Annotated in this window: 13 protein-coding genes and 1 pseudogene; 4 read left to right on the forward strand and 10 right to left on the reverse strand. The window is 70.6% G+C overall.

Going from position 1 to position 15,994, the window contains the following annotated elements; translation table 11 throughout:
- The 3 genes from NJ376_RS06085 to NJ376_RS06095 all read left to right on the forward strand — a co-directional run.
- The coding region (locus NJ376_RS06085) for a xanthine dehydrogenase family protein molybdopterin-binding subunit (RefSeq protein WP_252952345.1) at positions 1-2,067 on the forward strand (2,067 nt) is incomplete at its 5' end.
- Complete coding sequence (locus tag NJ376_RS06090; protein ID WP_252952346.1) at positions 2,064-3,665, forward strand: 6-hydroxynicotinate reductase; 1,602 nt, start codon at positions 2,064-2,066, stop codon at positions 3,663-3,665. The genes NJ376_RS06085 and NJ376_RS06090, both read left to right, overlap by 4 nt.
- A complete protein-coding gene (locus NJ376_RS06095) occupies positions 3,650-4,546 on the forward strand; it encodes a UPF0280 family protein (protein ID WP_252952347.1) in 897 nt (298 codons plus the stop codon). The genes NJ376_RS06090 and NJ376_RS06095 overlap by 16 nt, the downstream gene beginning before the upstream one ends.
- 91 nt (positions 4,547-4,637) lie before the next feature.
- Here the strand turns inward: NJ376_RS06095 and NJ376_RS06100 are convergent, their stop codons facing one another.
- The 10 genes from NJ376_RS06100 to NJ376_RS06145 all read right to left on the reverse strand — a co-directional run bounded on the left by NJ376_RS06100 (position 4,638) and on the right by NJ376_RS06145 (position 15,712).
- The gene (locus NJ376_RS06100) at positions 4,638-5,342 is read right to left on the reverse strand and encodes an ABC transporter ATP-binding protein (protein ID WP_456309030.1); all 705 of its coding nucleotides are present in this window, start codon (positions 5,340-5,342) and stop codon (positions 4,638-4,640) included.
- Complete coding sequence (locus NJ376_RS06105) at positions 5,343-6,098, reverse strand: ABC transporter ATP-binding protein (RefSeq protein ID WP_252952348.1); 756 nt, start codon at positions 6,096-6,098, stop codon at positions 5,343-5,345. It lies immediately after the preceding gene.
- Positions 6,085-7,869, reverse strand: a complete 1,785-nt coding sequence (locus tag NJ376_RS06110; RefSeq protein WP_252952349.1) for an ABC transporter permease — start codon at positions 7,867-7,869, stop codon at positions 6,085-6,087. Before NJ376_RS06110 ends, NJ376_RS06105 begins: the two co-directional genes overlap by 14 nt.
- Before the next feature lie 74 nt (positions 7,870-7,943).
- Complete coding sequence (locus tag NJ376_RS06115) at positions 7,944-9,170, reverse strand: ABC transporter substrate-binding protein (RefSeq protein ID WP_252952350.1); 1,227 nt, start codon at positions 9,168-9,170, stop codon at positions 7,944-7,946.
- Positions 9,171-9,267: 97 nt separating this feature from the next.
- Positions 9,268-9,894 (reverse strand): peroxiredoxin, encoded by a 627-nt coding sequence (locus NJ376_RS06120; protein WP_252952351.1) that lies wholly within the window; start codon positions 9,892-9,894, stop codon positions 9,268-9,270.
- Between the two features lie 150 nt (positions 9,895-10,044).
- Entirely contained in the window at positions 10,045-11,190 is a 1,146-nt protein-coding gene (locus tag NJ376_RS06125; RefSeq protein WP_252952352.1) for an acyl-CoA dehydrogenase family protein, read from the reverse strand.
- 44 nt (positions 11,191-11,234) lie between these two features.
- Entirely contained in the window at positions 11,235-12,437 is a 1,203-nt protein-coding gene (locus NJ376_RS06130; RefSeq protein ID WP_252952353.1) for an acyl-CoA dehydrogenase family protein, read from the reverse strand.
- A 17-nt stretch (positions 12,438-12,454) separates the two neighbouring features.
- Positions 12,455-14,545 carry a 3-hydroxyacyl-CoA dehydrogenase NAD-binding domain-containing protein gene (locus NJ376_RS06135; protein WP_252952354.1) on the reverse strand — a complete coding sequence of 697 codons (2,091 nt, stop codon included), beginning with the start codon at positions 14,543-14,545 and terminating at the stop codon, positions 12,455-12,457.
- Between the two features lie 86 nt (positions 14,546-14,631).
- Positions 14,632-15,165 carry a chromate transporter gene (locus NJ376_RS06140; protein ID WP_252952355.1) on the reverse strand — a complete coding sequence of 178 codons (534 nt, stop codon included), beginning with the start codon at positions 15,163-15,165 and terminating at the stop codon, positions 14,632-14,634.
- Positions 15,158-15,712: a chromate transporter gene (locus NJ376_RS06145; protein WP_252952356.1), complete on the reverse strand. Its 555-nt coding sequence runs from the start codon at positions 15,710-15,712 to the stop codon at positions 15,158-15,160. The genes NJ376_RS06140 and NJ376_RS06145 overlap by 8 nt, the downstream gene beginning before the upstream one ends.
- A gap of 101 nt (positions 15,713-15,813) precedes the next feature.
- Here NJ376_RS06145 and NJ376_RS06150 point away from each other — a divergent pair.
- Positions 15,814-15,994: pseudogene (locus NJ376_RS06150) on the forward strand (hypothetical protein); the annotation flags it as partial.

Below are 15,994 nucleotides of genomic sequence, written 5' to 3' on the forward strand. Positions count from 1 at the left end.
TTCACCCTCGGCGATTGCGCCCCGCTGCTGGCCCGCCATCCCGGGCTGGCGCGGGTGCTGACCGCGGCGGATGTCCCAGGCCGCAACGGCTTCGGCGTCTATCCGGACATCAAGGACCAGCCGGTCTTCTGCGACGGCCTGGTGCGGTATCGGGGCGACTGCATCGCCGCCCTGGTCGGCAGCCGCGCCGCGGTGGAGGCGGTGCGATTCGAGGAGCTGCCCCTGAGCTGGGAGGTGCTGCCCGCCCTCACTGAACCACAGGCGGCGCTCGCCGGCCCGCTGCTGCATGCGCGCTGGGCGGAGAATGTGCTGGCCACCGGCCGCCTGCGCCAGGGCGATGCCGAGGCGGCGCTGGCCGCCAGCGCCTTCACCGCCGAGGGCAGCTTCGAGACCAGCTTCGTCGAGCACGCCTATATCGAGCCGGAGGCCGGCTGGGCGCAGGTTGTCGGCGACCGCATTGAGGTCTTCGCCACCACCCAGGCCCCCTACATGGACCTGGACGAGGTCGCCGGGGTGCTGGGCATTCCGCAGGACCGGGTGCGCATCATCCCCTCCGCCTGCGGCGGCGGCTTCGGCGGCAAGCTGGATGCCTCGGTGCAGCCCATGCTGGCGGTGGCGGCCTGGCTGCTGCGCCGGCCGGTGCGGGCGGTCTGGACGCGCCCGGAAAGCATGGCCAGCAGCACCAAGCGCCACCCCGCCCGCATCACCGCCCGGGCCGGCTGCGACGCCGAGGGTAGGCTGACCGGCTTCGCCTTCGAGGGGCTCTACGACACCGGCGCCTATGCGAGCTGGGGACCGACGGTGGCCGGCCGCGTGCCGGTGCAGGCCATGGGGCCCTACCGGGTGCCCGCCGTCGCCACCCGCGCCCGCGCCATCCTCACCCACCAACCACCCTCCGGCGCCTTCCGCGGCTTCGGCGTGCCCCAGGCCGCCATCGCGCAGGAGGCGCTGTGGGACCGCCTCGCCGATGCCGCCGGCCTCGACCGGCTGGAATTCCGCCTTCGCAACGCGCTGCGCGCGGGGGATGCGACGGCGACCGGCCAGGTGCTGACGCATTCGGTGGGGCTGGTCGCCTGCCTGGAGGCGCTACGCCCCCGCTGGCATGCCCTGCGCGAAGCGGCCGCCGCCCGCAATGCCGCGGCCGGCCCGCGCCGGCACGGCGTCGGCATCGCCTGCATGTGGTACGGCATCGGCAATACCGGCATGTCCAACCCCTCCACCATGCGGGTCACGCTGGGGAAGGAGGGCGTCACCTTCCACAATGGCGCCGTCGATATCGGCCAGGGCAGCACCACCATCCTGCTGCAGATCGTGGCCGAGGCGCTGGGCCTGCCGCCCGCCGACATCAACCTCGTCCTCTACGACACCGACCTGACCTTCGACGCCGGCAAGACCAGCGCCAGCCGCCAGACTTTCGTCAGTGGCCGCGCCGCGCAGGAAGCCGCCCTGGCGTTGCGGCGGCAGATCCTGCTGCGCGCCAATGCCGGCGGGGATGCGCGGCTGGAGCTGCGCGCCGGCATCCTGCATGTCGATGGCCGCCCGCTGCCGCTGGAGGAAACCCTGGAGGGCATCGGCCGCTTCGACCCGCCCACCGTGCCGCTCGACGCCGATGGCCAGGGCGTGCCCTACGCCACCTATGGCTTCGCCGCGCAGCTCGCCGCGCTCGCGGTCGATATGGAGCTCGGCACCGTGCATCTCGAGCGCATCGTCGCCGCCCATGATGTCGGCCGCAGCATCAACCCGACCCTGGTCGAGGGGCAGATCCATGGCGGCATCGCCCAGGGCATCGGCCTTGCCCTGATGGAGGAATACCTCCCCGGCCGCACCGAGAACCTGCACGACTACCTGATCCCGACGGTGGGCGACGTGCCGGAGATCGAGTGCCTGCTGATCGAGGACCGCGAGCCGCTCGGCCCCTTCGGGGCCAAGGGCATCGGCGAGCCAGCCCTGGTGCCGACCGCGCCGGCCATCTTCTCCGCCATCAACCACGCGACCGGCGCCTGGATCACCAAGGCCCCCGCCCTGCCCCACCGCGTGCTGGCAGCCATCCGGGAGGCGCGGCGATGAGCATGGAGACTCCCGGCACGCCCCGCGCCATGGATGAGGCGACTGTGCCGGGCCGCCTGGAGGATGCCGGCGCGGGCGACCGCATGACCGCCGGCAGCATGGCGGGCGAGGATGGCGGCACCGCGCCAGGCCCGTCGCCGTTGCCCGCCGCGCGCGATCGCACTGCCATCTTCGGCGCGCGGGAGGGCAATGAGGGCATCGTCCGCTGCGATGCCTGCCCCGTCCTCTGCCGCATCCGCCCCGGCCGCAGCGGCGCCTGCAGCCGCTACGCCAACCAGGAGGGCGCGCTGGTCCGGGTCGACCCGCTGGTGCTGCTGGAGCGCACGCTGGAGCAGGGCGGCGAGACCGTGCCCTTCCTCGCCGAGCGGGACACCTTCGTCACCGCCATCGGCGCCGGCACCACCTATCCCGACTACAAGCCGGCGCCCTTCATTGTCGGCAGCCGGCATGACGGCGTCGATACCGTCACCGTCGTGACCGAGGGCATCTTCAGCTATTGCGGGCTGAAGGTGAAGATCGACACCGACCGCCATCTGGGGCCGGAGACCGCCGCCGTGCGCGTCGATGGCGAGCAGATCGGCCATGTCACCACCGCCGAATATGGCAGCCAGATGCTCTCCCTCGGCGGCGTCCGCCACCTGACCGGCGGCAGCAAGAAGGAAGGCAACACCACCTGCGCCGCCATGCTGGCGCTGTGCGAGAAGAAGCCCGTCGAGGTCAGCATCGATGGCGGCGCGACGCTGGTGCTGCAGGCCGGCGCCGCGCCCATCGTGAACGGCGTGCCGGAGCAGCGGATGCGCGTCGGCTGCGGTTCCGCCACCATCGGCATCTTCGCCCAGCAATGGCACCGCCATGTGGATGAGGTGATCGTGGTGGACGATCACATCACCGGCGTGCTGTCCGAGCACCAGGCCGGCAAATGCCTGGACGTGCCCCCCACCGGCATCCGCGTGCGCGGCCGCCGCTCCACCCCCGGCCGCTACTTCCAGGTGGCGCATCCCGGCACCGGCTGGGGCGGGACGGACATCACCGACCCGCTCGCCATCATCGAGAGCATCGACCCGAAGCTGGCCTGGCCCGGCCTTCGCCTGCTGCTCACCAGCACCACGGGCGAGGACCATCTGTATCTGGAACTGGACGAAAACCTCCGGCCCGTGCCGGCGAGGACGCCGCCCGCGGTGCTGCAGACCGTCGAGCGCATCGGCGAGAATTGCGAGCCGGCGCTGACCTCCATCCTCTTCATGGCCGGCGCCGGCGGCTCTCTCCGGGCGGGCGTGACCGAAAACCCCGTGCTGCTGACCCGCGCCGTGCAGCAATCCCTCGTCCGCGTCACCATCGGCGGCGCGCCGGCCACGCTCTGGCCCGGCGGCGGCATCACCATCATGGCGGATGTGCTGAAGGTGCCCGAAGGCGCCTTCGGCTATGTGCCGACCCCGGCGCTGGTGGCGCCCATCGAATTCACCGTCGATGCCGCGCGCTATGCGCGGCTCGGCGGCCATGCGGCGCAGGCAGTGCCGCTCGGCGAGGTGCTGGCGGCCTATGGCGCCGCGGCACGCCACGAACCCTGGCGGGCGGAGAACCCGTGGCCAGCGCCGTAACCGCCGTCCTCCCCGATGGCCGCCTGCATCTGCAGGAAGGCCCGATCGACCTGGTGATCGGGCTGGAAGGCACCCGCGCCGCCATGGAGGAGGCCCGGCACCGTGCCGTCCGGGCCTTCGATGGGCTGCTGGCCGGGCTGGTGGCGGAGCTGCCCCTGCTGCGCACCCCGCTCGGCGCCGATCCGCCGCCGCTGCGCGGCCGGGTGGCGCGGCGCATGCTGGACGCCTGTTGGCCCTACCGCGCCGGCATCATCACCCCCATGGCCGCCGTCGCCGGCGCGGTGGCGGAGGAGGTATTGGCCGCCATCGCCAGCGTGCCGGGCCTCGGCACCGCCCATGTCAACAATGGCGGCGACATCGCGGTCTTTCTCGCGCCGGGCGAGACGCTGCGAATCGGCCTGGTGCGCCGGCTGGAGCATGCCCTGCCGGAGGGGCTGGTGCGCCTGACTGCCGCCGATCCGGTGCGCGGCATTGCCACCAGCGGCTGGCCGGGGCGCAGCTTCTCCCTCGGCATCGCCGATGCGGTGACGGTGCTGGCGGCCGGTGCGGCGCAGGCCGATGCGGCGGCGACGGTGATCGCCAATGCGGTGAATGCCGAGCACCCGGCGATCCGCCGCGCCCCGGCGGTGAGCCTCGACCCGGACAGCGATTTGGGCGACCTGCCGGTGACGGTGGAGGTGGGCGCGCTGCCGGAGGATGTTGTGGCAGCGGCGCTGGAGGCCGGGGAGGCGGTGGCGGAGCGGCTGGTGCAGCGGGGGCTGGTGGTCGCGGCGATGCTGGCCATCGGCGACGAGGTGCGTGTTGTGGGCGACGCCTTGAGAGGGGCTCTGCCCCTCTCAAACTCACCCCGCCAAGGGCCGAAAGGCCCTTGGAACCCTTGAGTCGGCTGTTCGAACCGACGCGCCCAGACTCATGGTTTCCAAAGGCCCTTCGGCCTTTGGTAGGGGGAGCTTGAGGGGGACAAAGTCCCCCTCAAACCGAAAGGTACTGCTCCCTTACCTCCTCCGCCTCCAGCAGCGCCGGGATCGTCCCGCTCCACCGGATCCGCCCTTTCTCGATGATCGTCGCCCGGTCGCTCACCCCGCGCGCGAAATGCAGGTTCTGCTCCGAGAGCAGGATCCCCAGCCCGCTCGCCTTCAGCGTGACGATCGCCTCCGCCATCCGCTCCACCACCACCGGCGCCAGGCCCTCGCTCGGCTCGTCCAGCAGGATCAGGCGGGGGTTGCCCATCAGGGTGCGGGCGATGGTCAGCATCTGCTGCTCGCCGCCGCTCATCCGCCCGCCCGGCCGGTCCTGCATCCGCCCGAGGCTCGGGAACAGCTCGAACAGCCGCGCCGGCGTCCAGGGCGTGGCACCGGGCGGTGCCGGCCTGCGCCCCACCTCCAGGTTCTCCAGCACCGTCAGCTCGGTGAAGATCCGCCGCTCCTCCGGGACGTAGCCGAGGCCGCGCCGCGCGATCTCGAAGGGCTCCCGCCCGGTGATCTCCGCCCCGTCGAATTCCACGCGGCCGGCGCTGGGCGGCACCAGCCCCATGATCGCCTTCATCGTCGTGGACTTGCCCGCGCCGTTGCGGCCGAGCAGCACCACCACCTCCCCCGCTGCCACCTCCAGCGCCACCTCCTCGAGGATATGGGCGCGGCCGTAATGGGCGGAGAGGCCAGAGACCTTCAGCATCATTCAGTGCCCCGAAGTGGCGCCGGAGCCGAGATAGACCTCCCGCACCCGGGGGTCGTTGCGCACCGCCTGGGGCGCGCCCTCGGCGATCAGCGCGCCGCGGTCCAGCACCAGGATGCGGTCGGCATGGCTGAACACCACATCCATGTCATGCTCGGTGAACAGCACGGCAATGCCCCTCTCCCGGGCGATCCCCGCCGTCAGCGCCATGAGCGAAACCCGCTCCTGCGGCGCCATGCCCGCCGTCGGCTCGTCCATCAGCAGCAGGGCGGGCTGGTTGGCCAGGGCGATGGCCAGCTCCACCCGCTTGAGGTCGCCATAGGCCAGGATGCCGCAGGGCCGCCCCGCCTGCCCCGCCATGCCAAGGCGCGCCAGCAGCGCATCCGCCTCCGCCGCATCCATCCGCGCCACCGGCCGCCAAAGCTGGCCAAGGCGGCGATGGTGGGAGAGCAGCGCCATCTGCACATTCTCCCGCACCGTCATGGAGCCGAAGGTGGCGGTGATCTGGAAGGTCCGCCCCACGCCGAGGCGCCACACCTCCCGCGGCTTCAGCCCGGTGATGTCCCGCCCCTGCAGGCGCACCCGCCCGGCATCCGGCCGCAACTGGCCGTTCAGCATGTTGAAGCAGGTGGATTTGCCGGCGCCGTTCGGCCCGATCAGCGCCAGCATCTCGCCGGGCTCGACGGCGAAGGAGACGCCGCGCACGGCCTGCACGCCACCGAAGCTCTTCTGGATCCCCTCCACCTCAAGCGTCGCCATGGCGCCGCTCCCAGAAGAAGCGGGCGGCGCCGGCCAGCCCTTGCGGGAAGAACAGCACCAGCAGGATGATCACCGCCCCCAGCACCAGTCGCCAATACTCCAGCAGGCGCATGAGCCGTTCCTGCAGCCCGGCATAGGCGATGGCGCCGACGATCGGGCCGGAGAGCGTCTGCACCCCGCCCAGCAGCACCATCAGCAGCGCATCCACGCTGCGCGGAATGGCGAGGTAGGTGGGGAAGACGCTGCCCTTGCCATAGGCGAAGAGCCCGCCCGCGACGCCCGCCGCGATGGCCGCCAGGGTGAAGCCCCACCAGCGGATGCGGAAGGCGTCGATCCCGATCGCTTCGGCCCGCAGGGCACTGTCCCGCTGCGCCCGCAGCGCATAGCCGAAGGGCGCATGCACCACCCGCCGCAGCAGCAGCGTCCCGCCCAGGCAGAGCGCCAGCGCCAGGTAGTAGTAGGCCAGCTTCGGTGCCGCCCACCCATCCGGCCAGACCCCCAGGATGCCGTTGTCGCCCCCCGTCAGCTCCACCCATTGGAAGGCGACGGACCAGGCGATCTGGGCGAAGGCCAGGGTCAGCATGGCGGAATAGACGCCGGAGAGCCGCACGCAGAACCAGCCGAACACCACGCCGAAGATGCCCGCCAGCACCGGCGCCATCGCCAGCCCGCCCAGCATCGGCACGCCCAGCCAGGTGGCGGCCAGCGCCGCGCCATAGGCGCCGAGGCCGAAATAGGCGGCATGCCCGAAGCTCGCCATGCCTCCCGGCCCCATGATGAGGTGGAGCGAGGCGGCAAACAGGATGCAGATGGCGATCTCCGTCAGCACCGTCAGCGCGTAGTCGCCGAGGAAGGGCGGCAGCGCCACCGCCAGCAGCAGCGCCACCGCCCCCGCCAGCTTCAGCGCGGGCGGCGCCGCGCCGATCATCGGCTCCGCCGCCGCCACCCCATGCGCCGCGGGCTGCGGCTTGCCGCGCAGCCCGTGCGGCCGGACCACCAGCACCACCGCCATCACCAGGAAGACCAGCACCAGGGTGATCTTCGGAAAGACCAGGATGCCGAAGGCATGCAGCTCGCCGATCAGCAGCGCCGCCAGTGCCGCGCCGGAGAGGCTGCCGAGCCCGCCCACCACCACCACCACGAAGGCCTCGGTGATGATGGCAAGATCCATGTGCAGGTTCACGCTCTCCCGCGGCAGTTGCAGCGCGCCGCCGAGCCCGGCCAGCACGGAGCCGAGGAAGAAGACCGAGGTGAAGAGCATGCGCTGGTTGACGCCGAGCGCCCCCACCATCTCCCGGTCCTGCGTCGCAGCGCGGACCAGCGTGCCCCAGCGGGTGCGGTGGAACAGCAGCAGCAGCAGCCCCAGCACGACGGGGCCCACCACGATCAGGAACAGCTCGTAGAGCGGGAAGCGCAGCCCGAGGATCTCCACGCTGCCCCGGAGCCCCGGCGCCCGCGGCCCCAGCAAATCCTGCGCCCCCCAGGTGAGCAGGGCGAGGTCCTGCACCACCAGCACCACGCCGAAGGTGGCGAGAAGCTGGAACAGCTCCGGCGCCCGGTAGATGCGCCGCAGCAGCAGCATCTCCACCACCAGCCCGATGACGCCCACCGCCAGCGCCGCGCCCAGCACCCCGCCCCAGAAGCCGAGATGCCCGCGCGGCAGGCTCGTCACCAGCGTCCAGGCCAGGTAGGCGCCCAGCATGTAGAGCGAGCCATGGGCGAAATTGACGATCCGGCTGACGCCGAAGATCACCGTCAGCCCCGACGCCACGAGGAACAGCGAGGAGGCGCTCGCCAGGCCGCTGAGGGCCTGGAGGATCAGATTCTCGAGCAGGGTGGCCTCGATCAGCCCTGGGGACGCAGCGTCCGCACGACGTCATCCGGCGGCAGGTAGTTCTTCCCGTCCGCGTAGCGCCAGTCGGCCATGGTGCCGCGGCCGTTGCGCAGCACAGTACGGCCGACATAGGCACCCATGGTGGATTGGTGGTCCAGCGCGCGGAACTCCACCGGGCCGAAGACGGAGGGGAATTGCAGCCCCTTCATGGCGGCGACCATCGGCTCGGTCTCCACCGCGCGCGTCTTCTTCAGCATGGCGGCGATGGCCATCACCGTGTCGTAGCCGACGACGCTGCCGAGGCGCGGATAGTCGTTGAAGCGGCGCCGATAGGCCTCGCGGAAGGCGCTGTGCTCCGGCGTGTTGATCTGCTCCCAGGGATAGCCGGTGACGATCCAGCCCTCCGGCGCCTCATCCTGCAGCGGGTCGAGGTATTCCGGCTCGCCCGTGAGGAGAGAGACGACGCGCCGCCGCTCGAACAGCCCGCGGGTCGCGCCCTGGCGGACGAAATTCGTCAGGTCGGCGGCGAAGGTGACGTTGAAGATCGCCTCCGGATTCGCCGCCGCCAGCGCCTGCACCGTGGCGCCGGCGTCGATGCGGCCGAGCGCCGGGAATTGCTCCGCGACGAAACTCACATCCGGCTTCGCCCTGGTCAGCAGCTCCTTGAACCAGCGCACGGCGGACTGGCCGTACTCGTAATTCGGCGCGACGGTCGCCCAGCGCTTCACCGGCAGCTTCGCCGCCTCCTCCACCAGCATGGCGCATTGCATGTAGGTGCTGGCGCGCAGCCGGAAGGTGTAGGCATTGCCGCGGCCCCAGACGATCGCATCGGTCAGCGGCTCCGAGGCCACGAAGAGCCGCTTGTTCTGGTTGGCGAAATCCGCCAGCGCCAAGCCGACATTGGAAAGGAACCCGCCGGCCAGCAGCGCCACCCGCTCGGCATTCACCAGCTCCCCGGCCAGGCGGACGGCGTCCTCCGGCTTGCCGGCATCGTCGCGGTGCAGGGTTTCCAGCGGCCGGCCATGGATGCCGCCCGCGGCATTCACCTGCTCCACCGCCAGGGTCCAGGCATTGCGGTAGGGCTGCAGGAAGGCGGGCTGGGAGGAGTAGGAGTTGATCTCGCCGATGCGGATCGGCCCGCTCTGCCCCGCCCCCTGGGTGCGCGCCACCCGTGGCGCCATCAACGCCGTGGCGGCGCCGCCCAGAAGGAGGCGGCGCGCAACAGACCATTCACCCATGTCAGCCCCCGGTCTCGCTGCAATTGCGAAGCACCGCTATGGAACCGCAACCACCATTACCCTGCAAACGATTTTCCGGGGGGCGTGGCGCTTTCCGCTACTTGACCTCGACATAGCGCAGATAGGGCCGCTTCGCCTCCCAGCCCTGGGGGAAGAGGGTCTTCGCCTGCTCGTCGGAGATCGCCGGCGGGATGATGCCGCGCTCCCCGGGGCGCCAATTCACCGGCGTTGCCACCTTGGCCCGGTCGGTGAGCTGCAGGCTGTCGATCACCCGGAGGATTTCGTCGAAATTCCGTCCCGTGCTCGGCGGATAGACCAGGAAGAGGCGGATCTTCTTGTTCGGGTCGATGAGGAAGACGGTGCGGACGGTGATGGCGGGGTCCGCCTCCGGATGCACCATCTCGTACAGCCCGGCGACCTTCTTCTCCGGGTCGGCGATCATCGGGAAATTCACCGCATGGCCCTGGGTCTCGGCGATATCCGCCTCCCACTTGCCATGGCTTTCCACGGGATCGACCGAAAGGCCGATCACCTTCACCCCGCGCTTGTCGAATTCCGGCTTCAGCCGGGCGGTCTCGCCCAGCTCCGTGGTGCAGACGGGGGTGAAGTCCTTCGGGTGGCTGAACAGCACGCCCCAGGAATTGCCGAGCCATTCATGAAAGCGAATGCGGCCCTGTGTGGTGTCGGCTTCGAAATCCGGCGCGACCTGACCGAGCTGCGGCATGGCCTTCCCTCCTCCCTTGTGACCGCTGCCGATACCATCCGGTGCGATCACAAGCCAAGGCCATCCTGGTTACAACGCCGTGAGCGCAGTGAACCGGAAGCCTGCCGGGAGTCCGGCTGCATGGCCGCGGGGCGGCCATGCAGCTCCGGGTCAGGCCGCCTGCACCAGCCCGCCAGTGTCCGAGAGGTAGCGGACATAATGGTCCGCATCCCCGAACATGGCGTCGTTCACGGTCAGCCGCTTGAAGTAGTGGCCGCAGGCATATTCCATCGTCATGGCGATGCCGCCATGCAGCTGGATGCTCTGCTGCCCGACGAAGCGGGCGGAGCGGCCGACCTGCACCTTCACCGCGGCCATGGACTTCCGGCGCTCCGCCGGGTCCCGCTCCGCCACCGCCATGGCGGCGAAGAGCGACATGGACCGCGCCTGCTCCAGCGCCACCAGCATGTCCGCCGCGCGGTGCTGCAGTGCCTGGAAGCTGCCGATCGGCCGGCCGAATTGCTGGCGGGTCTTCATGTAGTCCACGGTCATGTCGTGGGCCACCTGCATGGCGCCCACCGCCTCCCCCGCCAGGGCGGCGATCGCCTCGTCCACCACCTGGTCCACCAGGGGCAGGCCGTTCTCCGGGTTGCCCAGCACCGCCTCGGCGCGCACGTCGGAGAGCTCGACCTCCGCCGCCCGCTGGCCATCCACGGTGCGGTAGCCGCGGCGCTGCACGCCGGGCGCATTGGCATCCACCAGGAAGACGCCGATGCCCTTCAGGTCGCGCTGCCCGCCGGCGGTGCGGGCGGTGACGATGAGCTTCTCCGCCGAATCGCCATGCACCACATAGCCCTTGCGGCCGTTGAGGACGTAGCCGCTGCCATCCTTCTTCGCGCTGGTCAGCACGTCGAACAGGTCGTAGCGCGACTGCCGCTCCACCTGGGCGAAGGCCAGCTTCAGCTCGCCGGCCGCGATCTTCGGCACCAGCGCGCCGCGCAGCTCGGCGGAGGCGCCGTTCCGCAGGAAGCTGCCGCCGATCACCACCGTGGTCAGCCAGGGCTCCAGCGCAATCGCGCGGCCGAGCTGCTCGGCCACCAGCAGCGTCTCCACCGCGCCGCCGCCGAAGCCGCCCTCATCCTCGGCGAAGGGCAGGCCGAGCAGGCCGAGCTCGGCCATCTGGCTCCAGACCTCGGTGCTCCAGCCCTCCTTCGTCTTCATATAGGCCTTGCGCTGCTCGAAGCCGTATTTGTCGGCGAGCAGCTTGGCCACGCTGTCCTGGAGCAGCCGCTGCTCCTCGCTCAGATCGAAATCCATGATGCGTTACAGCCCCCCAAGGACCGCTGCGAAGCCGCGGTCCGTCACAGACCGAGAAACGCTTTGGCCATGATGTTGCGCTGGATCTCGTTGGACCCGCCATAGATGCTCTGCTTGCGCCAGTTGAAGTAGATGCCGGCAAGGCCGAGCGCCCAGTCCGGCGCCACATCCACCTCATTGCCGTCGCCCTCGCCCTCCGGGTCGCCATCCACCCAGGCATAGGGGCCGGCCGCCTTCATCAGCAACTCGGAGCACATCTGCTGGATCTCGGTGCCCTTGATCTTGAGCACGGAGGTCGCAGGATCCGGCTTCTTGTCCTTCCGCTTGGTCTCGGTGGCGATGACGCGCATGACGGTCATCTCCAGGGCCTTCAGCTCGACCTCGATCTCCGTCACCTTGCGGCGGAAATCCGGGTCCTCCATCAGCGGCCGGCCGCCATCCATGCTCTCCTGCGCGATGACCTTCAGCCGCCGGATGCGCTCCCGGCTGGCGCCGACCCGGGCCTGGCCGAAGCGCTCATTGCCCAGCAGGAATTTGGCGCAGTCCCAGCCCTTGTTCTCCTCGCCGACCAGGTTCTCGACCGGCACCTTCACATCGTCGAAGAAGACCTCGTTGACCTCGTGCCCACCCTCGATGGTGATGATCGGGCGGACGGTGATGCCGGGCGTCTTCATGTCCACCAGCAGGAAGGAGATGCCCTCCTGCTTCTTGGCGTTCGGGTCGGTGCGGACCAGAAGGAAGATCCAGTCCGCATGCTGCGCCAGGGTCGTCCAGGTCTTCTGGCCATTGACCACATAGTGGTCGCCCTCCCGCACCGCGCGGGTCTTGAGCCCCGCGAGGTCGGAGCCGGCGCCCGGCTCGGAGAAGCCCTGGCACCACCAATCGTCCAGGTTCAGCATGCGCGGCAGGAAGCGCTTCTTCTGCGCCTCGGTGCCGAATTCGATGATGACCGGCCCGCACATGTTGATGTTGAAGCCGAGCGGCGAGGGTGCCGGCGCCTGCTGCAGCTCCTCGCGGAAGATGTAGCGCTGCGCCAGGGTCCAGCCGGGGCCGCCGGCCTCCTTCGGCCATTCCGGGGCGGCCCAGCCCTTGGCGTTCAGCTTGCGCTGCCACTCCACCACCTGCTCCTTGGTGGGGGATTTGCCGGCGATCATGCGCTCTCGCGTTGCCGCGGGCAGCTCCCTGGCGATGAAATCGCGCACTTCCTTGCGAAAGGCGATTTCCTCTTCGGTGAAGCGGAGATCCATCTCTCTCTCCCGTGAACTCAGGCCGCCTTCGGGGCGGATTTCAAGGTGGCGAAGCTGCCGCCCTCGGCGGCCAGCTTCTCGATCAGCGCGGCGGGCTTCAGATTGGCGTCGCCCGTCGCCTCGGCGTAATGCGCCAGCTTGTCGCGCACCGCCTTCAGCCCCAGCCGGTCGGCGAAGAACATCGGGCCGCCGCGGAAGGCCGGCCAGCCGAAGCCGTTGATGAAGATGACGTCGATGTCGATCGGCCGGTAGGCGATGCCTTCCTCCAGGATGCGCGCGCCCTCGTTCACCATCGGCAGCAGCACGCGCTCGAGGATCTCCTGGTCCTCGATCTTCCGCCGCCGCACCTGCATCTTCTCGGCCAGGTCAAGGATGATCTGCTCGACCTCCTTGGAGGGCATGCGCTTGCGGTTCTCATCGTAGTCGTAATAGCCCTTGCCGGTCTTCTGGCCGAGCCGCCCGGCCGCCACCACGGCATCCGCCACCGGCGCCACCGTGCCGCGCGCCTTGCGCACCGCCGCGCCGATGTCGAGGCCCGCGAGGTCGCCGGTGGCCAGCGGCCCCATGGCCATGCCGTAGCTTTCCATCACCCGGTCGATATCCTGCGGCAGGCAGCCTTCCAGCAGCAGCTTCTCGATCTGCGGGCCGCGCTTGCCAGTCATCCGGTTGCCGACGAAGCCGTCGCAATTCCCCACCAGCACCGGCAGCTTGCCGATGCGCTTGCCCACCTCGGTCGCCGTCGCGATGGCCACCGGGCTGGTCTTCGCGCCCTTCACGTTCTCCAGCAGCCGCATGACATTGGCCGGGCTGAAGAAATGCATCCCGATCACCAGCTCCGGCCGCCTGGTCGCGCTGGCGATCTCGTCGATGGACAGGGTCGAGGTGTTGGAGGCCAGCACGACGCCGGGCCGCGCCGCCTTGTCCAGCCGCGCGAAGACCTCCTTCTTCACCTCCATGTTCTCGAACACCGCCTCGATGACGAGATCGGCCTCGCCCACCGCCTTGTCGAAATCGGTGGTGCCGGTGAGGTTGGCGCGGCGCTTCTCGTACTCCGCCTGGGACAGCCGGCCGCTCTTCACCGTGCGCTCCCAATTCGCCTCGCAGCGCTTCAGCCCCTTCTGCAGCGCCTCCTCGCTGGTTTCCACGATCGTCACCGGCAGGCCGAAATTGGCCGCCGACATGGCGATGCCGCCGCCCATCGTGCCGCCGCCGATGACGACCAGCTTGTTCACCGGCAGGGGCTTCGCATCCGCCGGCAGGTCGGGGATGCGCACCGCCTCGCGCTCGCCGAAGAAGATGTGGCGCAGCGCCTGGCTCTGCTCGCCGGCCACCAGGGTCTGGAACTGCTCCCGCTCCACATTCAGCCCCTCGTCGAAGGGCATGGTGAAGGCGGCGCGCACGGCGGTGACGCAGCCCTTCGGGCTTTCCTGGCCGCGGCTGCGTGCCGTCAGCTTCTTCGCCGCCTCGTCGAAGGCGGCCGCGTCATAGCCGGCGATCTTGTCCGTCCGGTGGCGCGCCAGGGTGAATTTGTCCCCGGCATGCTGCCGCGCCCAGGCCACCGCCGCGCGTTCCAGGTCGCCCGGCAGCACGGCGTCGATGAAGCCGAGCTTCAGCGCTTCCTCCGGCCCCACCGGGTCGCCGGAGACGATCAGCCGCAGCGCCTCCAGCCCGATCAGCCGCGGCAGCCGCTGGGTGCCGCCGGCCCCCGGCACGAAGCCGCGCTTCACCTCCGGCAGGCCGAGCTGCGCGCCCGGCGCGGCGACGCGCGCATGGCAGGCCAGCGCGAGCTCCAGCCCGCCGCCCAGCGCATTGCCATGGATGGCGGCGACCACCGGGGCGCGGGAATTCTCGATGGCGTCGAACACCTCGTTCAGCGAGGGCGGCTTCCGCGGCTTGCCGAACTCCGTCATCTCGGCGCCGGCGGAGAAGCCGCGGCCGGTGCCGATCAGCACGATGGCCCGCGCCCCCTGCTTCGCCGCTGCCTGCAGCCCCTGCAGCAGTCCCGCCCGCACTTCCGTGCGCAGCGTGTTCACCGGTGCATTGGCGATTCGCAGGATGTGGACGTCGCCATCGAAGGCGTGTTCGACGTAACGGGGCTCATCGGCCATGGCGCCGGTCCTCTCCATCCCTCGGGTTCTTGTCAGCAAGCTTGCTAACTATGTGCCGGGGCGGATGGGGGTGCGTCAACAGCGGCCTACAGCCAGCCGCCGCGCAGCAGCCCGGCATAGAGCAGCGCCACCCCCAGCATCACCAGATAGGGGCTGGCCCCGCCCAGCAGCGCCGCGGTGCAGGCCAGCAGCAGCAGATACTCCAGCACCCCTGCCCCATCCGCCCGCATCAGCGTCAGCACGCCCGCCAGGATCAGCCCCACCGCCACCGGCACCAGCCCGCGCTCGATCCTCCGCCGCACCGGGCTGTCCCCCCGCCGCCGCCACCAGCCGCCGACCGCCAGCAGCAGCCCCGCGGCCGGCAGGTAGAGCGCCAGCGCTGCCACCAGCGCGCCGAGAAACCCCGCCGCCTGCCACCCCACCAGGGCGGAGATCAGCGAGCCCGGCCCCGGCGCGGCGCGGGAGATGGCGAAGAGCTCGTTGAACTCCCACGCGCTCAGCCAGCCATGCACCTCCACCGCCTGGCGCTGCATCTCGGCGAAGATGGAAGGCCCGCCGCCCAGCGAGACCAGGGAGAGCGGCGCGAAGACCAGGATCAGCGCCAGCAGCCGCTCAAACATGCTCGTGCCAGGAGAGCGCGATGGAGAGCGGGATGGCGACCAGCACCACCGGGATCATCGGCCAGCGCAGCAGCCCGACCGCGACGAAGACCAGCGCGACGATGCCCCAGGCCCGCACCCCGCGCAGCCGCCGCCCCGCCCGCGCCGCGACGGAAAGGGAATTGGCCAGCCCCGCCACCGCCATGCCGCCCAGCACCACCCCGACGCCCGCCACCCCAGCGCCCCAGCCATAGGCCAGGGCCAGCGCCAGGATGAACAGGAAGGGCGGGCCGAGGATGCCGAGGAAGGCCACGGCCGCGCCTGACAGGCCGCGCAATTGCTGGCCGATATAAAGCGCCAGGTTCACGCTGTTCGGCCCCGGCAGCACCTGGCTGAGCGCCAGGCCGGCGAGGAAGCCCTCCTCGCTCATCCAGCGGCGCTTCGTCACCACCTCGCGGTGGATCCAGCCGGACAGGCCGCCGCCGAAGCTCAGCATGCCGAGCGTGGCGAAAACGCGGAGGATCTCGCTGAGCCTCGCTTCCTGTGCCACCGCGCCCCCGCCGATCACGCATCTGTTGTCCGGCAAAGCCGGCAGGCTGTCGAGACTGCCTTGAAGCGGCCGCAGCCGGGCGCGACCCTGCCTGCAATCGTCCCGGAGCCCGGAGCACCATGAACGAGAGCCGATTCCTGCTTGCCGGCGCGGCGCTGGCACTGCTGGCAGGCTGCGTGCAGGTCCAGCCCGCGCCCTACTACGGCGCGCCCGCGCCCGGCTCCGCCACCGCGGCGGGCGCCATCACCGGCGCGGCGGCCGGCGGGCTGCTGGGCGGGGCGCTCTCCGGCCGCCACGACC

The organism is Siccirubricoccus soli, from assembly GCF_024178315.1.
GTDB lineage: Bacteria > Pseudomonadota > Alphaproteobacteria > Acetobacterales > Acetobacteraceae > Siccirubricoccus > Siccirubricoccus soli.